Consider the following 20,694-nt stretch of genomic DNA (forward strand, 5'->3'; position numbering starts at 1 on the left):
CATGACCGACTATTCTCAGTCCAATTGGGCAGAGCTTGATTCTGACAATGACAGTGTTGCGCCGAACGGGGTTCAGGGCGGCTACGCGCCGTCTGCCATTGCGCCGATCATCCGTGCGATTATGGGTGCCGCCAAGCGAAATTACAATCGATCCAATGCGATCTACACCACGACGGGCACGGGCAATGCCTATGTTCTGACATACGAAGGTGCGCCGCTTGCCTATGTGAAAGGCGAGATTTACCGCTTCTTCGTTGATCGTGCGAACACTGGCGCGGCTACGCTGAACATCAACGGTCTTGGTGCGAAAGCTATCATCATGCCCGATGGATCGGCGCTGACTGCTTCCCAAATCAAAGCCGGTCGCATTCTTGAAGTCGTCTACAATGGCTCGTCGTTCGTAATGAATGGCTACGTCGATCAGAACTTGAAGCTTGGCGATATCTCGGCAAATACGCTGACTCTCACGTCTGCCTTGACTATTCCTGAAGGTGGTACTGGTTCGACTACTGCGGCGGCTGCGCGCACTGCGCTTGGAACCGACAACGCAAACAATATTACGCTCGGTACGCTCGCACTTTCTCGTGGTGGAACAGGCGCAAATGACGCCGCTACCGCCCGTACAAACCTTGGACTCGTAGCGGTTTCTGCTTCCGGTTCTGCTACCGATTTGACGACCGGTACACTTTCGGATGCTCGCTTGCCGACGTCGATGGCTGGTAAGACATTCACTTCGAACACGACGATTGACCATGCTACGTCGGCTGAACTTCGGTTGGAAATGGCTGGCGTTCTGTCTGGTCGCCTTTACCGCGATAGCGGCGGCGGGCTTGTCATGCGCCGATATAACTCTTCGACTGGTGCGGCTGAAGGCTATATCCAAATCACTGGCAATGGTGTTGACGACGTCAAGTATAACGGCAACGTCATGTGGCACGCCGGGAACGATGGCGCGGGTTCCGGTCTTGATGCCGATTTGCTCGACGGTCAAAGCAGCGCGTATTATCTCAGCGCATCCAACCTGAATGCGGGTACTGTTCCGAACGCTCGCATTTCCGGCGCGTATTCCGGCATCACGACGCTTTCCACAACTGGTTTGCTGACTGTTACCAATGCGGGCGAAGCGCTTCGTGTGGCTGGTCCTAACGCTGCCGACGATCCGTACATCACCTTCTATGCTGGTGGTGCGCGACAGGCATATATTCAACACACCGATGGAACCGGCACGGGCGCTGGCTTCAGGTTATTCAACGACGTCACCGACGATTATCTTTACTTGTCGAACGTCAATTCCACCGATGCTCTGAAGTTCTACGATTCGTCCGTTGCTACTCATCAAACCGTTTGGCACACGGGTAATTTGACCCTTGCCGATCTTGGCGGCGCATCGTCTTCAACCAGCATCACGGCGGGTAACGGTCTGACTGGTGGTGGTACTCTTGCTGCTACCCGTACGCTCACGCTCGGCACTCCCGGCACGCTGACGTCTGGCACGACGAACTCGGTAACTTCGACCAGCCACACACACGAAATAGACGAAGACAGCATTGTTTCAGTTGGCATGGCGGCGCTTGGTGCTGGCGCTGTCGGTACATACATGTTCGCTCAGCGTGTCGGTAACACCAATGGATATGCGTTTGGGGCTACTATTGGCGGCGCGAACCTCGAAAGCGCCAGTTCGTCCAGCGGTGACGGAACCGTACAATCCGGCACTTGGCGCTGTATGGGCAACATCGGCGCTGGATCGACGGCGGGCGGCTCGCTTTCACTATTCTTGAGGATATCTTAATGGAATTTCGAAACGCTTTTTATAGCCGACAAGATGGTTCGGCGATTGACATGGAAGTAAACCATCCAACATTTGGGTGGATTCCCTTTACGGCGACCGCACAAGACCCGGAGGCACACGGCAGAGAACTATTTGCTTTGGCGAGTGCTGGCACTGTTGCGCCATATGTATCGCCGACCATTGAAGAAGTTCGGGCAAATATGCCTACCCTTACCGCGCGCCAGCTTCGGCTTGGTCTTGTCGGGAACGGCTATTCCATGTCTCAAGTGTCGGCAGTAATCGATGCGATGCCGGAAGGTGCTGACAAGGAAACAGCGCGCATTGAATGGGAATATGCGACCACATTTGAACGCACACATCCCTTGATCGCTGCCGTTGGTGCGGCTCTCAGCATCAGCGAAGAGCAAACGGATACGATGTGGACAGCCGCCGCAAGCCTGTAACGCCCCTCACCTGAAATGGAAAATGCCACAAATCCGATTTCCGATTTGTGGCATTTTTTTGCGCAGTTGTTAGATTTGGCTTCAGGAAAGCCATTCGGTGATTTTGTCACCCATGGCTTTGTTCAAGACGGCTTGACCGCCGAATGAACCGCCCGCCACGCGCGGGTGCGTGCCGTCATCCGAGCAATAGCTTGTGCCGGGGATCGCGATCAACGTGTCACCAACTACCATCGTGTTTGGTGCGGCGGAAGACATGGTAATGTCACCATTGGTGTTACCGTTGCCCGTCCGCGATACACCGACGTTCGCGCCGGTTCGGAACTGAACGAAACCGTTCGGGATGGTCGAGGAACCACGATTGTAGTTCGAATTGAACCGCGACGTCGTAATGACGGAACTGATCGTGATTTCTTGTGGAGCCGGGATCAGCGGGTTTTCACCACCAATTACCCATCGACCCGCATCGCGCGAAGGTTCGAACGGATCAGCCCATTCAACATAATCGTCAAAATATGCGCCGCTACGAACAGCCGCATTGAATTGACCACGCTGCGAATCCGGACCCGGATCGTAGTGAGAAGACCACGGCGCTTGCCATTGGATGGTATTTGTCGCCTTCCAAGCATCAAGAACCGGCGAACCGGTTGCCGTAGGTGTTGCCGATCCTGCGAACAACAGTTGAACTGTATTTGCTCCGGTATCGACCGCCGTACAAACAAAGCTGCCGTTGTATTCAGTTTGGGTTGCGCCCGTGAGGCGATACGCCATGCCGACGACATATTTGCTTGCGTCCGGAACAGTTGCCGTGATCGTATTGCCAGACGAAGTTGCCGTGACCGCAACCGCCGCCGCATCGGATGTACGGGGAAGCATTGTCGCTTGCGTGAATTTGATGTTTTCCGCATTGGCGCGCGACCGCATCGCAGTGAGATAACCGAGCAACGTATCTTTAGACGTGCTTGCGCCAAAATCGTTCGTACCGAAGTTTGAAACAAACCGAGTGATACCGAGCTTCTTGGCAAGATCGACCTGCTTCACGAAGTTTGCTGCGCTGGACCCGCCATAAGTCGCCGCTGTCGTGCCGGTGATGCTGGCTTGATATGCCGGACATTTACCGTTCACCGCGTTGTAGACCGCTCCATTGTTATTTGTCATGATTGAATCACCAACAGCGTACAGAGCTTCTTTCTTGAGAAGCGAACTTAGCTTATGGGTTCGGAGACCGGCAAAACCAAGGTTGGCGATGTAGGTTTGTCCAGAAGCAACCGTCGAACTGAAGTTTACTCGGAACGATCCACCAACCGGAATCTCTGCTAATGGAATCAGAGTGTCGCCTTCGACATTTCCACCAGCCGTGACAACGACAGAACCAATGTCTGCCACGACAGTACCAACCGGATATTCAATCGTGCCGGTGACCGTGTAGCTGGCGCTGGCATCGGTCGTGCCTGTCGTGCGAAGTGTCCACCCCTGAAACACCAGAGACAGTTCCGTTATCGCCGCGCCACTTTCGTTGACGAACGTCGCCGCATAGGTCTTTGCCGTACCATCGCCGGTAGATGGTGCCGAACCGGAATTGTGACCCGGACCATAGAGACGATGTGCCAATCTTTTTACGATTGCATCGACCGGAGCACCGCCGCCGCGATTGAATGTCGGGCGCTTGCCGAACCCGATCCCAAAACCGATCTTCATCGATTAAGCCGCGATAACGGTAATCTTAATGCCGGTTCTAATCGCGAACGGAAAGGACGAACCGGAGACAATTTTGCATCGGGGTTGTGCCGCCGCATTCGGCGTGCTTCCGTCACTGGTGAAGGCAACATAGATGTCTGCCAGTGCGTTCACGATGAGATACTTTCGTGAGGCTTTGACAAACTCGTATGTCTCACCGGTATTCAATTCGACTGAGTCAAAATCGCTGGTCAAGACGTCGGACTCGGAATCGATATTTCCGTAAAGCAGTTGGGCAATTGCCATTCTTAAGTAGCTCCTAAAATTCATCGGCTTTTAGGGTATTTATCAGCCGATGAAGCTTGGAAGCGGGGAAGCAGGATTTGGCGAATGCTAAATAGAAGCGTCAACACTCTTCTAATAGTCGTGCCTTGGCATGACAAAGCCGCCACGGGTTTTCCTGTTTCCCGTGGCGGCTTCTTTTTGTTTGGCGATATGCCGACTATTTCAGATGCTTTCTGTGTACCTTCACAATGATCCAGTCGTTAAAGCAGTCGTTCCGTCTCAGCACGTCATGTGCGAATTGCTCGTGAGCTTCCATAAACGAGGCTTCGCCCTTCGACTTACAAAGATGAAGGATTTCGCGGTTGAAGCGGTCCGGACCATGCTGCTCGACAAGCGCCTTCAATGCGTCATTGCTACCGTGGTATGTCTGCCAATCACTTTCTTTAACGACAGTTCTCTTCCGCTTCTGCCCTTTCAATGGCGGCAGCTTGCGAGTGCTGAAGAAAATCTTCTTACCGACGTAGAAGCGTCCGGTCTCTGTATCCGTGATCTTATAGACGAAGCTATGATTTTCGCCGATATCGTCGGACGTAAACGGCTTACCGCGATGGAACCACGTCATTTCGCAGCGAGGATAGCCGCATAGAACTGCTTAGCTTCGCCCGCGATTTTATCAGACTTATCCGTGCCGTTGATGATGCGACGGGCACCTTTCCAATCGGTGACGACAGGACCGAAATAATCCGACAGCTTCTTACCGGTAAATCTACCGGACGTCATACCGTCGAATAGCATTCCAACGGCAATATCAGGCTGAAGCGCTTTATCAGGATCATTCTCAATACCGTAGGTCCGGTAGTTGTCGCGACCTGTCACCTGAACAAGGCCCCTGCCTCTGAACGTCCAACCATCACCGGACGACTCCGGACCGTTGCCCATGCGATTGGCATAGGCGCGGTTTGCGATGGCTTGCGGCTTGCGCTGGTACTTCAGGGCATCATCAGCCGTAAAGTATTTGGGAAACGTGACGCGCAAGCCCTTAGCGCTGTAATTCAGGTTCTCGGATACCGGAACCATTTTGCCGCCCGTCTCGTGATAGGCGGTGGCGAGTGCGTAAGCCAACCAACGTGGATCAAGCTTTTCCATCTTGTTGAGGATGGAATCGATTCCCCGGACTTGTTCTTGCGTGAGCGATCCGGAGAAAAGAGCGGGTTTGATAGTGTCGAAAAAAATTTTGCGGTTCATCCCGATATTTAGGGGAAATGAACCGCTTTAACCTCTGGTGACGGGAGTAAGTGAAAACCCCAAATCAACCCATTTCATGCCGATTGCGGACGCGTCATGGTGGGTTTGAAGGTAACGCGATTTCGCGTAAGCAAGCTTGGTGATAATTTTGTCGGGGTTCCGGCAAATTCTCGATATAGAGCCTTTCGATAGAAGCCCTTCACAAGCAGATTCAGCCTGAAGAGAAGATGAATAAACACCGAATGGCGTGTGATAATATCCAATAAACCGACTGCTTAACTCTCCCTTACCGGCTTCAGAGATTTTCAATCTCGTCTCAGCGGAAAAGTACCTGCCTCTAAGGGCTTCCGAAATCCTCCTTTTCGTCTCAGCGGAAACAGCCTTACCGGTGTTTGCTGCCGACAGGCGAACCCGCGCCTCTATACTCAATGGGGATGCACGACCTTCAACCTTCATCGAAATGTTAAATCCGAACTCTTGCCTGTCCAGATATCGTTGTTCGACAACTTTTAGTTGTTCAGGTTCACAATATTCCAGTACGGAAAATTGGAATGCGCTGTTTCCGCTGCTGGCGTTGTAAGCAGTTTGTAATCTGTAGTTCCTATGACGGTTTTTAGACATTTCCCATAGGTGCTGGTACTTGCGTTTTTTTACGTTGGCGCTGCTTCCGACGTACGCCGTGTTAGATGCAATGTGGCGCAATTCGTATACGCCACTGCATGCCATTATTTCGATTTCCATTATTTCTACTGCCGATCAATTTGCTTACGATTGGCTTCGATAAGCTCTTTGATTTTGTCAGCGGCGTCCTTGATCCGATTAAGCTCGACGTGAATATCCGCGTTAAACTGTTCAATGATGATCATGCGTTCAGCCAAAGAAAGGTCTTCGAATTCGGCACTGTTCGGGAAATTGATGACGTTATTCATTTGCTTGTTCTCCTTGGTTCACTGATTGTTGGGTTGAAAAGAAAAACCGATGTCTCTCCATGTCATCTTCCCGACAATAGAGCGGTCGTAATGACTTTGAAGATAGATCGAGTGACCATAAGCGTTGCCACTGATCACTTTTTCTGCCTTGGTACAGCTTGTCCAAACGCTGGCTTGTGACATCATTCCTTCGCTTTGTTCGGCTGCTTGATAGGATGAAGGATAGCTTCCCCAAGGGGTAACAAACGTACCCAAATGTGCGTGATGACCTTCGCCAACACCACATCCCGCCACGGCATCGTTTGAACGGTTGTATCCGTATTCGCCACTACTGATGAACGCTTGTTCGCGCTCAATAAGCTGGTCGGGTTCGACGTATTCGAGAACCGCAAACAGGAACGCGCTGTTGCCTTCACGACTGGCATCGTAATCCCGTTGCATCGGCTTATTAGAGTGACGTCCGTACGCAAGCGCGCTGAAGTGCTGGCACCTACGCTTTTTGAGATTGACGGTTCGTCCGCAATAGGCGGTATTGCTCGCCAAGTGCCGGATTTCATAGATGCCGCTTGCGGCTTCAATTTTCAGTTCCATTTGTTGTTTCCTCTAAAATTTCTAATCAAAACAAAAAGTCCCCCAAATGCCCGCTCGGATGCGCACTTGGAGGACTAAGAAAACTCTTCGTTTTTGATCTTAGAGGAAGTGGACCGAACCGCTATTGAATGACTTGTGAGCAAGCCATTCCGAGCGGCTGATCACAGAACTATTTAGTTCCCCGATACGTGAAATTGGTCCATTTTCACGCGCAAATCTTGCGTTTTTCGGCGACTTTGCGCGATTTTCTTGCGTTCTGCTTCCGGTGTTCAAAACTTTGATTTTGGCTAAATACCCCTGTGAAAAAGCAGGAGAAATCACACATGATCAAAGTCATTACGCTTGGGCTTCAGTCGCCCAATTCCACCATGCAAATCATTCAGAGAGGCGGGAAGAGGTTCGTCCTTGCGCTCGCTATCAGTCTCGAAACCAACGCTGACAATCTCGCTGATGCGATGCCGAACACGCCGGTAACGTTCTCGACTGAGGAAGTGCCGTTCGCAGTCGTGAAGAAGGCATTCGCGGACACCGATCCGGATTCCGATATCGGCGCAATCATCGCTATGGAAGACGGGAAGGCCCTATCCGATGAAGCCTTAGAGGCAGTTCGGGGTTACGTGCGCCGAAGTGTGATGGCGCTGCCGGTGCGCGATTTCAAGCGAAACCTGTTGGGCGGGTAATTTAGTACCAGTTGCCGCTTTTTCGCGATTTCAGGGGCTTCGTGACCCATGAGCCGCCAATAAAGACTTTGACGGTAGATGGATGCCAAGCGCCCCCGATCCAGACCTTTGTGGTAGACGATCCGCTTGGCGGTGCGGCAGGTTCCTTGACTTCAAGAGCGAAGGCGATGGCATCCGCATTGTTCGACGTCCATGTGATGCTGGTAGGTGCCGTCAAATAGTCATCAAAAGCCAACAGGCAGCGGACGTTAGTGGCAATTGAGAAGTCGCGGGTTTCCGTCAATCCGGTCGGTGCGGGTTGGGCGGTTCCGGAGTTGATGACTTGGAAAGCCAACACCATGGACCCCGACGAAGCGGCATCAATGGTGACTGATCGGCTTGTGCCGAGCGAGGACACCGACTGGAAATTGGTGAAGCTGTTTCCCGCCCCGGTAAGACCTTGAATCGCCACTGCCGTCTGTGTCGCCCCGGTGGAAGTAACCGTAACGGTCATCGCGGAAGGTGTAGCGCCGATCTGGCGCGCGAATAGTCGGGCGGTGATGAAGCCCTGATCAATACCCGTGCCGATGGGTTCCCATGTGCCGCCTTGGCTGTCGGAAATCGTCGGTATAACCGCGCTGCCGCCACGTGCCATACAGAAGGCGATAAGCAGGATGTTTGCTTCAGGGGTGAAACTTGCCGAAGTGACCGTAGCCGCCGACGCACCCGCATCGACAACCGTGGTAGGGATGCCTACTGCCATTAGTTCGTATCAATCCAAATGTCGCCTTCAGCCGGGGAAGCTGGTGCTGTCGTCCCGACATGAATGTTTTTGAAAGCAGCCGTTCCCGGAGTTGACCAATCCGCATCACCAACGGTGTCAGATGTCTTAGTCAACACTTGCCCGACAGTTCCACCGGTCGGAAGCAGTAAAGGCTTCACGGCATCACGGATTTCATTCCCGATGCGCGTTGCCAAAGCGGATATTGAGGATGCGACGGACATTCAAATATTAGACCAAGGCTGCTTCGAAAACGGTCACGAAGTTGGTTGTCGTGTCGCCGACGTCGGCGGTAGCAACGGCACCGATGTTCTGGCGTGCCTGAAGCTGTTGAGCGGAATCGAGCGTCTGTGCGGCATCAAACCGGACGCGATTGGAAAGTGCCGTGGTGATCGTCGCAATATCGCTGTCGTTTGCGGACAGAGCGTCACCGAAGGCGGACTTCGTAAGGGCCTAAGAGAGTTTCAGTCTGTGCTTCGGAGAAGGCGACCTTGATCTTGCCTTCGTCGGGCACCGTGGTCACCGTGCCGGTAACGACGGTTGCGCCGTTTCTGACAATGATCGCGGTGAACGTGTATCCGGTCACATCGATTACCGGACCGGGAGTCTTCTTCGTGCCGGATTGCCAGACGAGATTTAGAATCAGGTCATCGCCGACATAGACGGTTTTTTTGGGTGCTGTAACGGTCATGCGTGTTCCCGAATACGATTAAGAGGTTGATCGTATTTAGGAGCGAATGCCTTTTGGGATTGTCCGCCCGACTGCTACATAACTGCTACATTCCGCCCTTGACAAAAGCCCTAGAAAGTAGCAATTTCAGTGTGTTGGCGACCCGGATCAGGTTCAAGGGTCCGGCTCAACGCCATCTCAGCACCGTCTGGTGCTCCCCTCGGAATGCGCTATCTATGCGGCTGCGGCAAAGCGATGTCAACGCGCCCGCGCAAAGGCTTGTAAGACCTGGCTTTTAGGCCGGCCGGCAAAAATATACCCGCAGCCCGGCCACCTATGATGCAGTCATTCCTTCTGCCGCCGTCAATCGCTCGTTTCCTCCTCGAAAACGGCGGCGATTGCGTTATTCTTAGCGTCGTACAGGAGGGAACACGCCATGAGTTTGCGCATCAACGATACCGCCCCTGATTTCACCGCCGAGACAACGCAGGGCACGATCAATTTCCATGAATGGATCGGCGACGGCTGGGCTGTCCTTTTCTCCCATCCGAAGAACTTTACTCCCGTCTGCACCACGGAACTCGGCGCCATGGCCGGCATCGAGCCGGAGTTCCGCAAGCGCGGCGTCAAGATCATCGGCATTTCGGTCGACCCGGTCGAAAGTCACACCAAGTGGAAGAACGACATCAAGGTCGCGACCGGCTTCGAGGTCGACTACCCGCTGATCGGCGACCGCGATCTGAAGGTGGCAAAGCTTTACGACATGCTGCCGGCCGGCGCCGGAGAGACGTCCGAGGGCCGGACGCCTGCGGATAACGCCACCGTGCGTTCGGTCTACGTCATCGGCCCCGACAAGAAGATCAAGCTGATCCTCACCTATCCGATGACCACCGGCCGCAACTTCAACGAGATCCTGCGCGCCATCGACTCGATCCAGCTCACCGCCAAGCATCAGGTGGCAACACCCGCGAACTGGCAGCAGGGCGAGGACGTCATCATCACGGCCGCCGTCTCCAACGAGGACGCCGTGCAGCGTTTCGGGTCGTTCGACACCGTGCTTCCCTATCTCCGGAAGACGAAGCAGCCAACGGCCTAAGCAAACCCGCTGCGAAGAGTCAGTCGATCGGGCGCGTCAATTCATCAAGGTCGACGCGCCCTTGGCGCTTTTTGCTAACATGGTTGTTTAACGCGCACAGAGCAGAACCATCTGCCTCAATCCGCTTTGGCGATGGAGATGATCTCCGCCAGAACCCCGTGCAGAGCGTCGCGATAGCCGTTGCGTGCCGAGGGGCCGCTTTCATCCGACGTCATGACCACGGTCAGGTCAAGGGACGGCACTATGTAGAGCATCTGGCCGCCATAGCCCCAAGCGTAATACACATCCTCGTCGCCGATCCGGCGCGTGAACCAGCCATATCCGTAGCCGTCGCCGGTAAAACGGGAGGCCGTGCGCGGCTGCCAGGAAAGCTCCACCCAATCGGCCGGGACGACCTGCCGTCCGTCTGCGGTGCGGCCGCGGTTGCGATAGAGCTCACCGAAGGCAAGCAGCGATCGCGCGCTCATCGCCATCTGGTTGCCCCCGAGATAGATGCCCTGGGGATCCCGCTCCCAGGCGCCGATCCGGAAACCCTCGACAGGACCGAGCCATTCGCGCGCAAGCGCCAGTGTCGACTTGCCGCCGATCTTGGTCAGTATTGCCGAGAGCAGATGGGTCGAGGCGGTCGAATAAAGCATCCGACCTCCGGGCTCGTCGTCGAAGGGCTGTGCCAGTGCGAAACGAACCCAGTTGCGGCTCGACACCCAGCGGCCGTAATTCGGTCCGGACATGCGCCCCAGTCCCGCTTGCATCGAAAGCAGGTTGCCGATGGTGATGTCGTTGATCCGGGGGTCGGCCTGCGACGGGAGGTCTTCCTTCAGGAGCGGCGCGATCTTCTGCTCCGGGCCGTCGAGCAGACCCTTGCCGATCGCGATGCCCACAAGTGCGGATACGATCGATTTCGACGCCGACTTGATGTTGGTCGACTCCGAGGGCGTGTGGCCGCGATAACCCTTCTCGGCAATCGTCTCCCCGTCCCTGGCAACGACCACGGTCTTCAGCGGGTTCAACTCTTCTCTGGTCGCCAGGGCCGTCAGCAAGGTGGTGACGGACTGATCCTGCGCGGCTGCCGCCGAGTGGAAACCGAAGAGCGCAAGGAACGTAACAACGAGCATGGTCATGCGTTCGACCTAGGGCGAATGGCACGACAAGTCATCAAGTGCAGTCCAAGCTCACGACGATGTGACCTTGCCTGAAGGTCGGCTACATCGATGCTCCGGGGTTCATTCCCTCCAGATCGCAACATCGACGGGTTTCAGCGTGCGGCCCCCCAGGTAGAACTCGGCCGAGGGCCCTGCGGGCACCTCCGCGGGGGTCCGGCCGAAATTGAAGGCGAAACGGAGATTGCCGCGGCGCGTCACGCGAAGATCGCCGAGGTCGGGCAGGCTTTCCAGTCCAGCCCAGCCGAGCGCGTCGCCGATCACCTTGTCGAGCAATGCGCCGTTGGCCGCAACGGCCAGATAGCGTGCCTTGTCGTTGCCCACGAGCGCCGGAGCGCCGTTACGATACTCCCCGTCGAAGCTTGCGAGAACGGTCTCGTTCGTCCTGACCGTCTCGCGCCAGCCGGCCGCCTGATAAGCCTCGTTGCCGTAGAGAACGGTCTCGCTATGAAACTCCGGCAACGATTCGACCCGCGAGACGCTGACATCGATGAGCTTCGCCAGCGGTCCAGGCGGCAGTCCCTCGGGGATGTGCATGTCCTTCGTCTTGCTGCCGCTGCGCGCGCCGAAGACCACCTTGGCGTCCGCTCGCGCGAGCCGCTCGACGAAAGCCTCCTCGGCAATGACGAGGTCCGGCGCAAGGATCAGCTTGTATCCGTCGAGGTCCGAGTGCTGGCCTATGAAATCCACATCGACCCCCAGACGCGCCGCCGTCGAATACCAATCGAGCGCAACCGCCGAAGCGGAATAGCTCCGCCCCTGCGGCAGGACGCGTGTCGCCCAGCGCGATTCGTAGTCGAGAAGGATCGCGACTTGCGCCTTGCCACGCACCTCTCCCTCGGGCAGGCGCTTCATTTCCGCGACGACTTCGGCGACTTCAAGATAGCCCTGATCCGCCTCGCTGTTTGGAAGAAGGAGGCCTGCGTGAAACTGTTCCTGCGCGAAAGGCGCCTGGCGCCAGCGGAAATAGGAGACCATGTCGACCCCATGGGCATAGGCGAGCCAGGTCCAGAGCCGAACCATGCCGTCGGCCGGCGACTGGTTGTGCGCCGCCCAATTCACGGGCCCCGGCTGCTGCTCCATGACCCAGACGCGGCCGCGGCCGACGGCGCGGTAGAGGTCGTGGTTGAAGGCCGGCTGGTCGGGATCCCCCACCCGGAGATAATGCTCCTTGTCCTTCGCTGCGAGCCGCCCGTTGAGCAGGCCGCCCATCGGGTAGACGTCCCAGGAGGCAATGTCGATGTCCTCGCCGACGGAGTAATGGTCGAAATCGGTATTCTGCGACATGAAGTTGTGCGTCACCGGACGGCCGGGGGAATGCGCCCGGATAATGTCGACCTGGGCCTTGTTGAAGCTCTTCACCTGATCGGAAGAGAAGCGGATGAAATCAACACCGTGGGTCGGGCTCGGCTCCTCCACCAGGCTGTTCGGCAGATCGATTTCCACAAAGCTGTTGTAGTTCATCGACCAGAACGAGGTGCCCCAGGCGCGGTTCAGTTCCTCGATCGAGCCGTAGCGTTCGGCCAGCCACAGGCGGAACGCCCTGACCGCTTCGGCGGAATAGCTGTAGATCGTGTCGTGGTCGCCATATTCATTGTCCGTCTGCCAGGCATGGACATAGATGTGTTCGCCATAGCGGCGCGCCATCGCCTCGGTGATGCGCGCCGCCTCGGAGCGGTAGCGCCGGCTCGAGAAGCAATAGTGGCGTCGCGCGCCGAATTTGCGGACCGCCCCCGTCGCGTCCACCGGCAGAATGTCGGGATAGCGGTCCACGAGCCATTTCGGCGGGGCCGCCGTCGGCGTGCCGAGGATGACCTTGAGGCCGGCCTTGCCCAGAACGTCGATCGCTTCGTCCAGCCATTCCCAATGAAATTCGCCCGACCGCGGCTCTATCTTCGCCCAGGCGAATTCGCCGATGCGAACCCAGGAGAGGCCGAGCTCGATCATCCGCCCGGCGTCTTCCGCCCATCGTTCGCGCGGCCATTGTTCGGGATAGTAGCACACGCCGAGTTCGAGCCTGTCAGGCGTCCGAAAGTCGGAGTTGAAGCGATTGGGGTTCGTCAGCGGCATGTGCAAGGTAAAGTCCTTTGTCGTTTTTCTGGATTGGCGGCGGACGCACGTGGCGAGCAGGCGCGACGGGGCCGGATCGAACTTAAACGTTTATATTAACCGGCGACCTCGATGGAGGATTGGTCGCTCATAGCTTCGGCCTCAGTCGGTCGTCCGAGCGCTCGATGAGATCCGGCATCAGGAGCGTCTGCAGGGCCTCGGGCGGCTCGCCCTCCATCCGCCGCAGGATGAATTTGCCGAGCAGCGCGCTCGGCTCGCCGATCGGCAGGTAGTAGCTCGTGATCGGCGGTGCGAAATACTGGCTGACGTTCAGGTCGTCGGTCGCATTGATGACCGCGTCACGCCCATGCACCAGCCCGCGCGCGTGGAAGCCGGAAAAGGCGCCGAGCGCAGTGGCTTCGTTGGCACAGATATAGGCGGTGGGCGGATCGGCGAGCGCAGACATGGCCACCACATTTTCCCTGCCGAATGCGGGCGTCAGCCGACCATGAGCGACGAGCGCGGCATCGTAGGACAGGCCTGCCTCTTCGAGCGCTTTGCGGTAGCTTTCCAGGCGAACGACACCGTAGGTGAACTGCTCTTTCGGATTGAGCAGCGCGATGCGCCTGTGGCCACGCTCGATCAGCCGCGCCATGGACAGGCGGATCATCTGTGCGTTGTCGGCGTCGACATAGGCGTGCGGCGCATTGTGGATGCTCATGCCGTAGGTCACGAAGGGGAACTCCGCTTCCTGCATCAACCGGATACGCGGATCGTCGGCCCGCGTGCCCGAAATGATGATGCCGTCGGCCTTCTTCATCGCAACGATCTGCCTGATCGTTTCCTGGCTTTCCTCGAAGTCGCGCACGGCGTAGAGCGAGACGCGATAGGGGCTTTCTTCCAGCGCCCAGGAAATACCGCTGAGGAGCTGCGCATATTCCACGCCCTCCCATTCGTTTTCCTTCGGGCCCGGCGCCGTCATGATGGCGGCAACCTGATAGGTCTTGCCGGTGCGCAGCTGCACGCCATGAAGATTGAGTTCGTAGCCCACGCGCTCGGCCGCATCGAGCACGATGGCCCTCGTCTCCGGGCGAACCTGCGGAGAATGCTTCAGAGCCTTGGAGACCGTCGCAATCGACAGTCCCGTCTCCCGCGCTATCGTCTTTATGGTCGGTCGCTGCATGACGGCTTCAACTCTTCACCGGTTTTCGTCGCGGAGGGATTGCGCCAGCAGCAGGTAGACTGCGGACGTCCAGGCGAATGCCCGATCCCGAAGGCCCCTGCCCGAGCGCGCGTCGAAGTTTTCGGCCATACCGTGTGCATTGGCAAGTGCACAGAACCTCTGCGCGATTTCCCGGGCCAATGCACGCTCCCCCTGGCGGCGCAGTCCGTCCCAGAGGAGATAGGTCGTCGGCGCCCAGATAGGCCCGCGCCAATAGCCATCGTCCTCGTAGTAGGAACTCCGGGGGCTCTCCGTCGCCGGGCCCCAATCGGTGATGAATGCGCCTTCCACCAGCCGGGCGACGAGCTGGCGGCACATCGCTGGCGGCAAGCGGGAGCCCAGCAGCAGCGGCATGAACTGGATCAGACTATCCCCAGGGAGAATTCGTTCTGGGTCGGCGGCAAGACGCGCGGCAAAAGTCTCGCCGGTCCAGAGCGTGCCGACGAGGAGCGCTTGAAGTTCGTCTGCGGTGCGAAGCCAGCGGGCTGCCTTTTCCGGATCGTCCTCCAGCAGGTTGGCAAGCGCCTCGCAGGCCAGGATGAGGAAGACCGGAAGGTCGGGTGACAGAACCGGGCCGCCTTCGGCAAAAAAACTCGCATTGTCCCAGCCGCTGTCATTGCCGTGGAAGTAGCTCGGCAGCACGCCGCCGCCGGCGCGGCCGTGGGTCAGCCAGTAGGAGACCTGCCTGCCGATCGCATCGCGCAGATAGGCCCGTCGCTCCGGTGTCAGGAAGGCGGGATTTTCGCGCGCCAGGCAGGACACGGCCCAGCCGTGAACGGGGGGCTTGGTGAAGGCGAAGAGCGCTTCGCGGTCGTTCACGTAGTCCGGCAGCAGGCCGGAAGCGTCCTGATGGTCGAAGATCGCTGCGAACTGGTCGAAGGCGAGCTCTTCGTCGAAGGCGGTCACGCCAAGTGCCGAGAAGGCATTGTCCCAGCTCCAGATATTGATCATGGCGTTTTTCGACATGTAGATCGCCGGCCGGGTCAGCACGCCTTCGGCCGGCACGGTATTCGCCCAGAGAAGATAGGCCGCGAGCCGTTGCGCTTCCTCCTGTCCGGGGACACCCGCCGGGATCGATCGATACCAGGCGCTGAACTCGGCTGCGACGGCTGCATGCGCCACCTCGAAGCTGCCGGGGCTTTTCGGCGGCGGGAGGGCGCGAAAGAAATCGACATTGCCCTCGAATGTCCCCTCGCCCGAGAGCGTGAAGGAAACGTCGGTGGACCGGTCCCTGTCCCATTTGCCGGAAACGGCCAGATCACCGAGACAGGCCCGCGGAATGAGTTTCACGTTCTCACTTGCTGCCACGAGACACCATTCGCCGCCGGGCGTGCGGTAGACATAATCGTAGCGCGATCCTTCGACATGGAAACGCACGCCTGCATTTTCGCCGCGAATGTGCAAGCGTTCGCCGGCTCCGATGACGAAGCGGACAATGCCCTCGCCGGTCCGCGCCACAAGCTGGTCCGGCGACAGTTCGAAGCGCGCCGCCGCCGGTCGGCCTTTCCCGTCCAGCAACTCGACCCGACACAGCCGTCCAAGCGAAGGACGCTCGTCGCCGCCACTGACGCATCTGAGATAAAGCGCACGCTCCCCGTCGCGCCCGGGAACACGCATCGTCGACAGCGTCAGGAAGCGCCCCTTTCGGCTGAAAGGAACATGGTCGATATCGAACAGCATCGCCTATCCCTTCACCGAAGAGCCGACGGCTCCATCCATGATATAGCGCTGCGCCAGGAAGAAGAGGGCGAGCGGCGGAAGGCAGAGGATGACGGTGATCGCCGCGATCGAGGTGACGTCGATCTCATGCAGGCCCTTGAACATCGAAAGCCCGAGGGTGAGCGTGTATTTCGACTGATCGTTGAGGAAGATCAGTGGTCCCAGATAGTCGTTCCACGCATTCATGAAATGGAAGGTACCGACCAGCACCAAAGCGGGCAGCATCAGAGGCAGATGGATGCGCCAGTAGATGTCGAAACTGTTGGCACCGTCCATGCGGGCAGCCTCGTCGATCTCCATCGGTATCGTCATGATGTATTGGCGGAGCAGGAAGACGAAGAAGGCGTCGGCGAAATAGGCCGGCACGATCAGTGGTTTGAGCGTGTTGATCCAGCCCAGCATGTTGAATTCCATGTAGAGCGGGATCATCTTCACATCCCAGGGGATCATCATGGTCGCGAGCAGCAGCACGAACAGGGCGTCGCGTCCGGGAAACCGGAAGCGGGCGAAGCCGAAGGCGACGAGCGAACTCGAGAGAAGCTGGCCGACCGTCGAAAGGACGACGACGATCAGCGAGTTCGAAAGATAGGTGCCGAAGGGCTGCTTGTTCCAGGCGGCTGCGAAATTCTCCCAGTGCCACTCGGACGGCCAGAGGACCGGTGGGAACTGATATAGCTCCGCCGTGCTTTTGACCGCCGTCATGAAGGTCCAGTAGAACGGCGCGATGAACAGGGCGGACAGCAGGATCAGCGTCGCATAGAGGACTGTCTTACGCATCGCGGTCTCCATCGGCCGGCCGGACCTCGCCCTCGTAATAGACCCATGCGGCGGACCAGCGCATGACGACCAGGCTGAGTGTCAGCACGATCGCGAACATCACCCAGGAGCCCGCGGCGGCATAGCCCATGTCGAAATATTTGAAGGCGTTGTCGTAGATGTACATGGCAAAGAAATAGGTGGAGCCGAGAGGGCCGCCCTTCGTCAGCAGAAGCGCTATCGTCAGCTGCTGGAATGCGGAGATGATCGAGGTGATGAAGGTGAAGATCAGCATCGGCCCGAGCATCGGCAGGGTGATGAACAGCATCTGCGCCCAGCCCGGAACGCCCGAGACGGTCGCGGCCTCATAGAGCTCTTTCGGAATGGCCTTGAGACCGGTCAGAAGGATCAGCATCGTACCGCCGAGGCCCCAGAGGCTTGCGACGATGATGGCGACGAGGGCCAGGCTGGGATCGCCGAGCCAGTTCGGTCCATCGATGCCGACGAGCGACAGCATGAAGTTCAGCAGCCCGTATTCCCTGCTGTAGATCCAGCTCCAGATCGTCACAAGCGCAACACCCGAGATCACGCTCGGCAGATAGAACACCGTGCGAAAGAAGCCGCTGGCGAAAGTCGCATGGTGCAGCAACAGCGCCAGCAGAAGCGACATGACGATGTTGAACGGCACGTAGATCGCCGCGAACTTCACCGTGATCCAGAGGCTCTCCCGGAATTGCGGGTCCTCCATGAACATGGAGCGGTAGTTGTCGAGTCCGACGAAGGTGCGCTCGCCGACGACGGGCCAGTCGAAAAAGCTCATCGTCAGCGAGAAGCAGAGCGGGCCGAGGGTGAAGAAGAGGAATCCGAGGATCCATGGGGAGATGAACAGGAAGGGCGCAAGATGCCTTCCGGCATTCGCTCGTCTGCGCCGAACGACATCCACCTTCGGTTCAGCATGGGCGGCCATGTCCATCCCCCGCACTCCTTACTTCAGCAGGCGCTTGGAGCGCTTGACCGCATCGTCGAGATGGGCCTTGGCATTGCCCTGCTCGATCATCGTCGCCTCGATGGCGCGCGCCAGATTGTCCTGGATCTTGCTCCAGTTGGCGTTCTTCAGATAGGCGTGCCTTTCGGTGTTGGAGGTGGCGAGAATATCGAAGAAAGGCTTGTAGACGGGGTCCTTCGTCATCCCTTTCGCCTCGGCCACGCTCTTGCGCACCGGCAGGTCGTTGACGCGCATCGCGACCGACTCGGGCGAGGAGAAGAATTTCACGAATTCCCAGGCGAGGTCGGGATGGGTGGCGTCCTTGGCGATGGAGATCGCCGAAACGCCGAGTGCCGAATGGGCTGGGCGGTCGCCGAATGTCGGCAGCGGTGCGACGCCATAGCTGAAGCCCGCGGCATCGATATCTGCCTTGTCCCACATGGCGCTCTGGAACATGGCGATCTTGCCGCCCTGGAACAGCGTGTCACCCCCCGTTTCGTCTCCGAGGTGCAGTGTCACGGCTTCCTCTTTCCTGGCCATGTCGGCGAACATGCCGAGCACCGCGGCAGCCGCGTCGCTGTTCATGTAGCCGTCGATCTCCTTGCCGTCGTCCGAGATGTATTTCGTGCCGTTCGACCAGAGGAACTGCTCGAAATCATAGGGGTCCGGCTTGGCGTCGACGGCGAACCCGTAGACCTTGCCGGCCTTGTCGCGGAACTTGGCTGCCTTGGCGCGCAGATCGTCCCAGGTCCAGCCCTCCTTCGGCTCTTCCACACCCGCCTTTGCGAACATCTCCTTGTTGTAGAAGACGACCTGGGTGGTGAAACCCGAGGGCATGCCGTAGGTCTTGCCTTCGATACGTGCCGTGTTCATCAGGCCTTCCGGAAAATCGTCCGGCTTGATCTCGGCCGAGTCGCGCGCGATCAGCTCATCGAGCGGCATCAGCGACGTGTAGTATTGCGGGAAGTTCCACATATACATGACATCGGGCGGATTGCCCGCGCCGAAGGCGGCGACGAGCTTCTGGTCGTAGCCCTCGGCATAGGGCTCGACCTGAACCTTCACACCCGGGTGCTTCTCCTCGAATTTTTTGGCGATCGCCTGCTGGATGGCAAGGCTCTCGCCGGTGTCCCAGGTCGCGAAGCGCAAGACCTCCTCTGCGCGCGCAGTCGCCGCGCCGGCAACCGACAGGGCCAGAAGCGATCCGATGATCGTCGTTTTCATATCAGGCATGTCTCTCCTCCAAAACCGGCGCACGCGCGCCCCTTGCCTTCTCGTTATCGATAAGTGCCTTCGTCTCCGGATCGAGCCGCCTTGCGATCGCCGTGCCTTCTGCATCGAACAGATGGCAGTGCTGGGGGGGAAGGCGGAGATGAACTTGATCTCGGCTCGCGACGGGATGGGTGCCGCGCACCACGGCGGTCAGATCACCACCGCCCTCGACACGGATGTGAACGTGACTTTCGGTGCCGAGCCGCTCGACGAGCCTCACCGTGCCGGCGAGATGCCCCTCCTCCGGCGAGGTCAGTTCGAGTTTGTCGGGGCGAATTCCCAGGGTGACCGGACGAACCCGGTCGATCGGTTCCGACGAACACATATCGAGCGTCACCGGCCTCGATAAGCCGCCTCCGGCAAGCGTCACGCCGGTTGCGCCCTGATCCGCGACACCCGCCGGCAGGAAATTCATCCGCGGCGAGCCGATGAAGCCGGCGACGAAGAGATTTGCCGGACGGTAGAACAGTTCGAGCGGGGTGCCGAACTGGCTGACGCGTCCCTTGTCGAGCACCACGACCCGGTCGGAGAGAGTCATGGCCTCGACCTGGTCATGCGTCACATAGATCATCGTCACGCCGAGGCGTTCGTGCAGCGACGCCAGTTCGACGCGCATCGTCACCCTTAAACCGGCATCGAGGTTGGAGAGCGGCTCATCGAGCAGGAAGAGCTTCGGCTCGCGCACGATCGCCCTGCCGATCGCCACACGCTGGCGCTGGCCGCCGGAAAGCTGGCGTGGCTTGCGGTCCAGGAGCTCCGTGATTCTCAGAATTTCGGCCGCATTGTTGACACGCCGCTCGATCTCGTTTCGCTTCATGCCGTTCAGCGCAAGGCCGAAGGAAAGATTCTTGCGCACGTTCATATGCGGATAGAGCGCGTAGTTCTGGAAGACCATGGCGATGTCGCGCCTGGCGGACGGAAGATCGGTGATGTCGCGCTCGCCGAGGCGGATCGATCCCCCGTTGAGATTTTCAAGTCCCGCGATCGAGCGCAGGAGCGTGCTCTTGCCGCAACCGGACGGCCCCAGGAAGCAGACGAACTCGCCGCCGGCGATCTCGAGATCGATGCCCTTCAGAATTTCATGCGAGCCGAAGGACTTGCGAAGATTGTCGATGCGAATAGCGGCCAAACTCTCCTCCCGCCAGGCGGCGGATCGACCGCCTGTTCGTCAGCCTGTTAAACGTTTTTATTAGAAATAAAAACGTTTAACTTAGTTGTAAAGGGAAAACTTTTGTCAGCCGGGCGTGACAACACGAAAGTGAATAATTGCCCGACTTTTGGAGGATCACGCGGCAAGCATCGAAGTTTCACGCCGCAAGGGCCCGAGTTCGAGGCCGCTGGTTGGGGTCCAGATGTAATCGCCGAAGAG

The 20,694-nt window shown here is 58.0% G+C and carries 21 protein-coding genes; 4 read left to right on the plus strand and 17 right to left on the minus strand.

Annotated features, from left to right (window positions below; genetic code table 11):
• Position 1: 1 nt before the first annotated feature.
• Positions 2-1,789, plus strand: a complete 1,788-nt coding sequence (locus BHD07_RS15620) for a hypothetical protein (protein ID WP_338281452.1) — start codon at positions 2-4, stop codon at positions 1,787-1,789.
• Positions 1,789-2,232 carry a hypothetical protein gene (locus BHD07_RS15625; protein WP_234843608.1) on the plus strand — a complete coding sequence of 148 codons (444 nt, stop codon included), beginning with the start codon at positions 1,789-1,791 and terminating at the stop codon, positions 2,230-2,232. The genes BHD07_RS15620 and BHD07_RS15625 overlap by 1 nt, the downstream gene beginning before the upstream one ends.
• 81 nt (positions 2,233-2,313) lie before the next feature.
• On the opposite strand, the gene BHD07_RS15630 is transcribed toward BHD07_RS15625, so the two are convergent.
• The 7 genes from BHD07_RS15630 to BHD07_RS15660 form a co-directional block, all read right to left on the minus strand.
• Positions 2,314-3,927: a hypothetical protein gene (locus tag BHD07_RS15630; RefSeq protein ID WP_338281455.1), complete on the minus strand. Its 1,614-nt coding sequence runs from the start codon at positions 3,925-3,927 to the stop codon at positions 2,314-2,316.
• Positions 3,928-3,930: 3 nt separating this feature from the next.
• The gene (locus BHD07_RS15635; RefSeq protein WP_127670527.1) at positions 3,931-4,212 is read right to left on the minus strand and encodes a hypothetical protein; all 282 of its coding nucleotides are present in this window, start codon (positions 4,210-4,212) and stop codon (positions 3,931-3,933) included.
• A 196-nt stretch (positions 4,213-4,408) separates the two neighbouring features.
• The gene (locus BHD07_RS15640; RefSeq protein ID WP_338281458.1) at positions 4,409-4,813 is read right to left on the minus strand and encodes a hypothetical protein; all 405 of its coding nucleotides are present in this window, start codon (positions 4,811-4,813) and stop codon (positions 4,409-4,411) included.
• The gene (locus tag BHD07_RS15645; protein WP_338281460.1) at positions 4,810-5,436 is read right to left on the minus strand and encodes a hypothetical protein; all 627 of its coding nucleotides are present in this window, start codon (positions 5,434-5,436) and stop codon (positions 4,810-4,812) included. Before BHD07_RS15645 ends, BHD07_RS15640 begins: the two co-directional genes overlap by 4 nt.
• Positions 5,437-5,463: 27 nt before the next feature.
• On the minus strand, positions 5,464-6,177 hold the full coding sequence (locus tag BHD07_RS15650) for a GIY-YIG nuclease family protein (protein WP_338281461.1): 714 nt from the start codon (positions 6,175-6,177) through the stop codon (positions 5,464-5,466).
• 5 nt (positions 6,178-6,182) lie between these two features.
• Positions 6,183-6,365, minus strand: coding sequence for a hypothetical protein (locus BHD07_RS15655; protein WP_338281462.1), 183 nt, complete (start codon positions 6,363-6,365; stop codon positions 6,183-6,185).
• Between the two features lie 18 nt (positions 6,366-6,383).
• Positions 6,384-6,956 carry a GIY-YIG nuclease family protein gene (locus tag BHD07_RS15660; protein ID WP_338281463.1) on the minus strand — a complete coding sequence of 191 codons (573 nt, stop codon included), beginning with the start codon at positions 6,954-6,956 and terminating at the stop codon, positions 6,384-6,386.
• 299 nt (positions 6,957-7,255) lie between these two features.
• Here BHD07_RS15660 and BHD07_RS15665 point away from each other — a divergent pair, with 299 nt between their 5' ends.
• Positions 7,256-7,636, plus strand: coding sequence for a hypothetical protein (locus BHD07_RS15665; protein WP_338281465.1), 381 nt, complete (start codon positions 7,256-7,258; stop codon positions 7,634-7,636).
• Position 7,637: 1 nt separating this feature from the next.
• Here BHD07_RS15665 and BHD07_RS15670 read toward each other — a convergent pair whose 3' ends face one another.
• Positions 7,638-8,378: a hypothetical protein gene (locus tag BHD07_RS15670; protein ID WP_338281466.1), complete on the minus strand. Its 741-nt coding sequence runs from the start codon at positions 8,376-8,378 to the stop codon at positions 7,638-7,640.
• A 445-nt stretch (positions 8,379-8,823) separates the two neighbouring features.
• Positions 8,824-9,087 (minus strand): hypothetical protein, encoded by a 264-nt coding sequence (locus BHD07_RS15675; protein ID WP_338281468.1) that lies wholly within the window; start codon positions 9,085-9,087, stop codon positions 8,824-8,826.
• Positions 9,088-9,502: 415 nt separating this feature from the next.
• Between BHD07_RS15675 and BHD07_RS15680 the strand changes: the two genes are divergently transcribed.
• Complete coding sequence (locus tag BHD07_RS15680; protein ID WP_018098374.1) at positions 9,503-10,162, plus strand: peroxiredoxin; 660 nt, start codon at positions 9,503-9,505, stop codon at positions 10,160-10,162.
• A 116-nt stretch (positions 10,163-10,278) separates the two neighbouring features.
• Here BHD07_RS15680 and BHD07_RS15685 read toward each other — a convergent pair whose 3' ends face one another.
• The 8 genes from BHD07_RS15685 to BHD07_RS15720 form a co-directional block, all read right to left on the minus strand.
• A complete protein-coding gene (locus BHD07_RS15685) occupies positions 10,279-11,283 on the minus strand; it encodes a serine hydrolase domain-containing protein (RefSeq protein ID WP_338281471.1) in 1,005 nt (334 codons plus the stop codon).
• A gap of 102 nt (positions 11,284-11,385) precedes the next feature.
• A complete protein-coding gene (locus tag BHD07_RS15690) occupies positions 11,386-13,398 on the minus strand; it encodes a beta-galactosidase (RefSeq protein WP_338281473.1) in 2,013 nt (670 codons plus the stop codon).
• Between the two features lie 121 nt (positions 13,399-13,519).
• Positions 13,520-14,554, minus strand: a complete 1,035-nt coding sequence (locus BHD07_RS15695) for a LacI family DNA-binding transcriptional regulator (RefSeq protein ID WP_018098371.1) — start codon at positions 14,552-14,554, stop codon at positions 13,520-13,522.
• A gap of 15 nt (positions 14,555-14,569) precedes the next feature.
• Positions 14,570-16,273, minus strand: coding sequence for an amylo-alpha-1,6-glucosidase (locus BHD07_RS15700; protein WP_338281476.1), 1,704 nt, complete (start codon positions 16,271-16,273; stop codon positions 14,570-14,572).
• A 3-nt stretch (positions 16,274-16,276) separates the two neighbouring features.
• The gene (locus BHD07_RS15705; protein WP_018098369.1) at positions 16,277-17,089 is read right to left on the minus strand and encodes a carbohydrate ABC transporter permease; all 813 of its coding nucleotides are present in this window, start codon (positions 17,087-17,089) and stop codon (positions 16,277-16,279) included.
• Positions 17,082-18,041, minus strand: coding sequence for a carbohydrate ABC transporter permease (locus tag BHD07_RS15710; RefSeq protein WP_018098368.1), 960 nt, complete (start codon positions 18,039-18,041; stop codon positions 17,082-17,084). The genes BHD07_RS15705 and BHD07_RS15710 overlap by 8 nt, the downstream gene beginning before the upstream one ends.
• Before the next feature lie 12 nt (positions 18,042-18,053).
• Positions 18,054-19,286, minus strand: a complete 1,233-nt coding sequence (locus tag BHD07_RS15715) for an ABC transporter substrate-binding protein (RefSeq protein ID WP_338281480.1) — start codon at positions 19,284-19,286, stop codon at positions 18,054-18,056.
• A complete protein-coding gene (locus BHD07_RS15720) occupies positions 19,279-20,454 on the minus strand; it encodes an ABC transporter ATP-binding protein (RefSeq protein WP_338281482.1) in 1,176 nt (391 codons plus the stop codon). Before BHD07_RS15720 ends, BHD07_RS15715 begins: the two co-directional genes overlap by 8 nt.
• Positions 20,455-20,694: the final 240 nt, after the last annotated feature.

It is taken from the genome of Sinorhizobium sp. KGO-5, assembly GCF_036245905.1.
Lineage (GTDB): Bacteria > Pseudomonadota > Alphaproteobacteria > Rhizobiales > Rhizobiaceae > Sinorhizobium > Sinorhizobium meliloti_A.

What these genes read in the sequence shown, in the direction of transcription:
- BHD07_RS15675 (WP_338281468.1), bottom strand. Translation starts at nt 9,087, where the DNA reads ATGACCGTTACAGCACCCAAAAAAACCGTCTATGTCGGCGATGACCTG.
- BHD07_RS15640 (WP_338281458.1), bottom strand. Translation starts at nt 4,813, where the DNA reads ATGACGTGGTTCCATCGCGGTAAGCCGTTTACGTCCGACGATATCGGC.
- BHD07_RS15685 (WP_338281471.1), bottom strand. Translation starts at nt 11,283, where the DNA reads ATGACCATGCTCGTTGTTACGTTCCTTGCGCTCTTCGGTTTCCACTCG.
- BHD07_RS15655 (WP_338281462.1), bottom strand. Translation starts at nt 6,365, where the DNA reads ATGAATAACGTCATCAATTTCCCGAACAGTGCCGAATTCGAAGACCTT.
- BHD07_RS15630 (WP_338281455.1), bottom strand. Translation starts at nt 3,927, where the DNA reads ATGAAGATCGGTTTTGGGATCGGGTTCGGCAAGCGCCCGACATTCAAT.
- BHD07_RS15700 (WP_338281476.1), bottom strand. Translation starts at nt 16,273, where the DNA reads ATGCTGTTCGATATCGACCATGTTCCTTTCAGCCGAAAGGGGCGCTTC.
- BHD07_RS15715 (WP_338281480.1), bottom strand. Translation starts at nt 19,286, where the DNA reads ATGCCTGATATGAAAACGACGATCATCGGATCGCTTCTGGCCCTGTCG.
- BHD07_RS15635 (WP_127670527.1), bottom strand. Translation starts at nt 4,212, where the DNA reads ATGGCAATTGCCCAACTGCTTTACGGAAATATCGATTCCGAGTCCGAC.
- BHD07_RS15645 (WP_338281460.1), bottom strand. Translation starts at nt 5,436, where the DNA reads ATGAACCGCAAAATTTTTTTCGACACTATCAAACCCGCTCTTTTCTCC.
- BHD07_RS15660 (WP_338281463.1), bottom strand. Translation starts at nt 6,956, where the DNA reads ATGGAACTGAAAATTGAAGCCGCAAGCGGCATCTATGAAATCCGGCAC.
- BHD07_RS15625 (WP_234843608.1), top strand. Translation starts at nt 1,789, where the DNA reads ATGGAATTTCGAAACGCTTTTTATAGCCGACAAGATGGTTCGGCGATT.
- BHD07_RS15670 (WP_338281466.1), bottom strand. Translation starts at nt 8,378, where the DNA reads ATGGCAGTAGGCATCCCTACCACGGTTGTCGATGCGGGTGCGTCGGCG.
- BHD07_RS15620 (WP_338281452.1), top strand. Translation starts at nt 2, where the DNA reads ATGACCGACTATTCTCAGTCCAATTGGGCAGAGCTTGATTCTGACAAT.
- BHD07_RS15710 (WP_018098368.1), bottom strand. Translation starts at nt 18,041, where the DNA reads ATGGACATGGCCGCCCATGCTGAACCGAAGGTGGATGTCGTTCGGCGC.
- BHD07_RS15695 (WP_018098371.1), bottom strand. Translation starts at nt 14,554, where the DNA reads ATGCAGCGACCGACCATAAAGACGATAGCGCGGGAGACGGGACTGTCG.
- BHD07_RS15680 (WP_018098374.1), top strand. Translation starts at nt 9,503, where the DNA reads ATGAGTTTGCGCATCAACGATACCGCCCCTGATTTCACCGCCGAGACA.
- BHD07_RS15705 (WP_018098369.1), bottom strand. Translation starts at nt 17,089, where the DNA reads ATGCGTAAGACAGTCCTCTATGCGACGCTGATCCTGCTGTCCGCCCTG.
- BHD07_RS15650 (WP_338281461.1), bottom strand. Translation starts at nt 6,177, where the DNA reads ATGGAAATCGAAATAATGGCATGCAGTGGCGTATACGAATTGCGCCAC.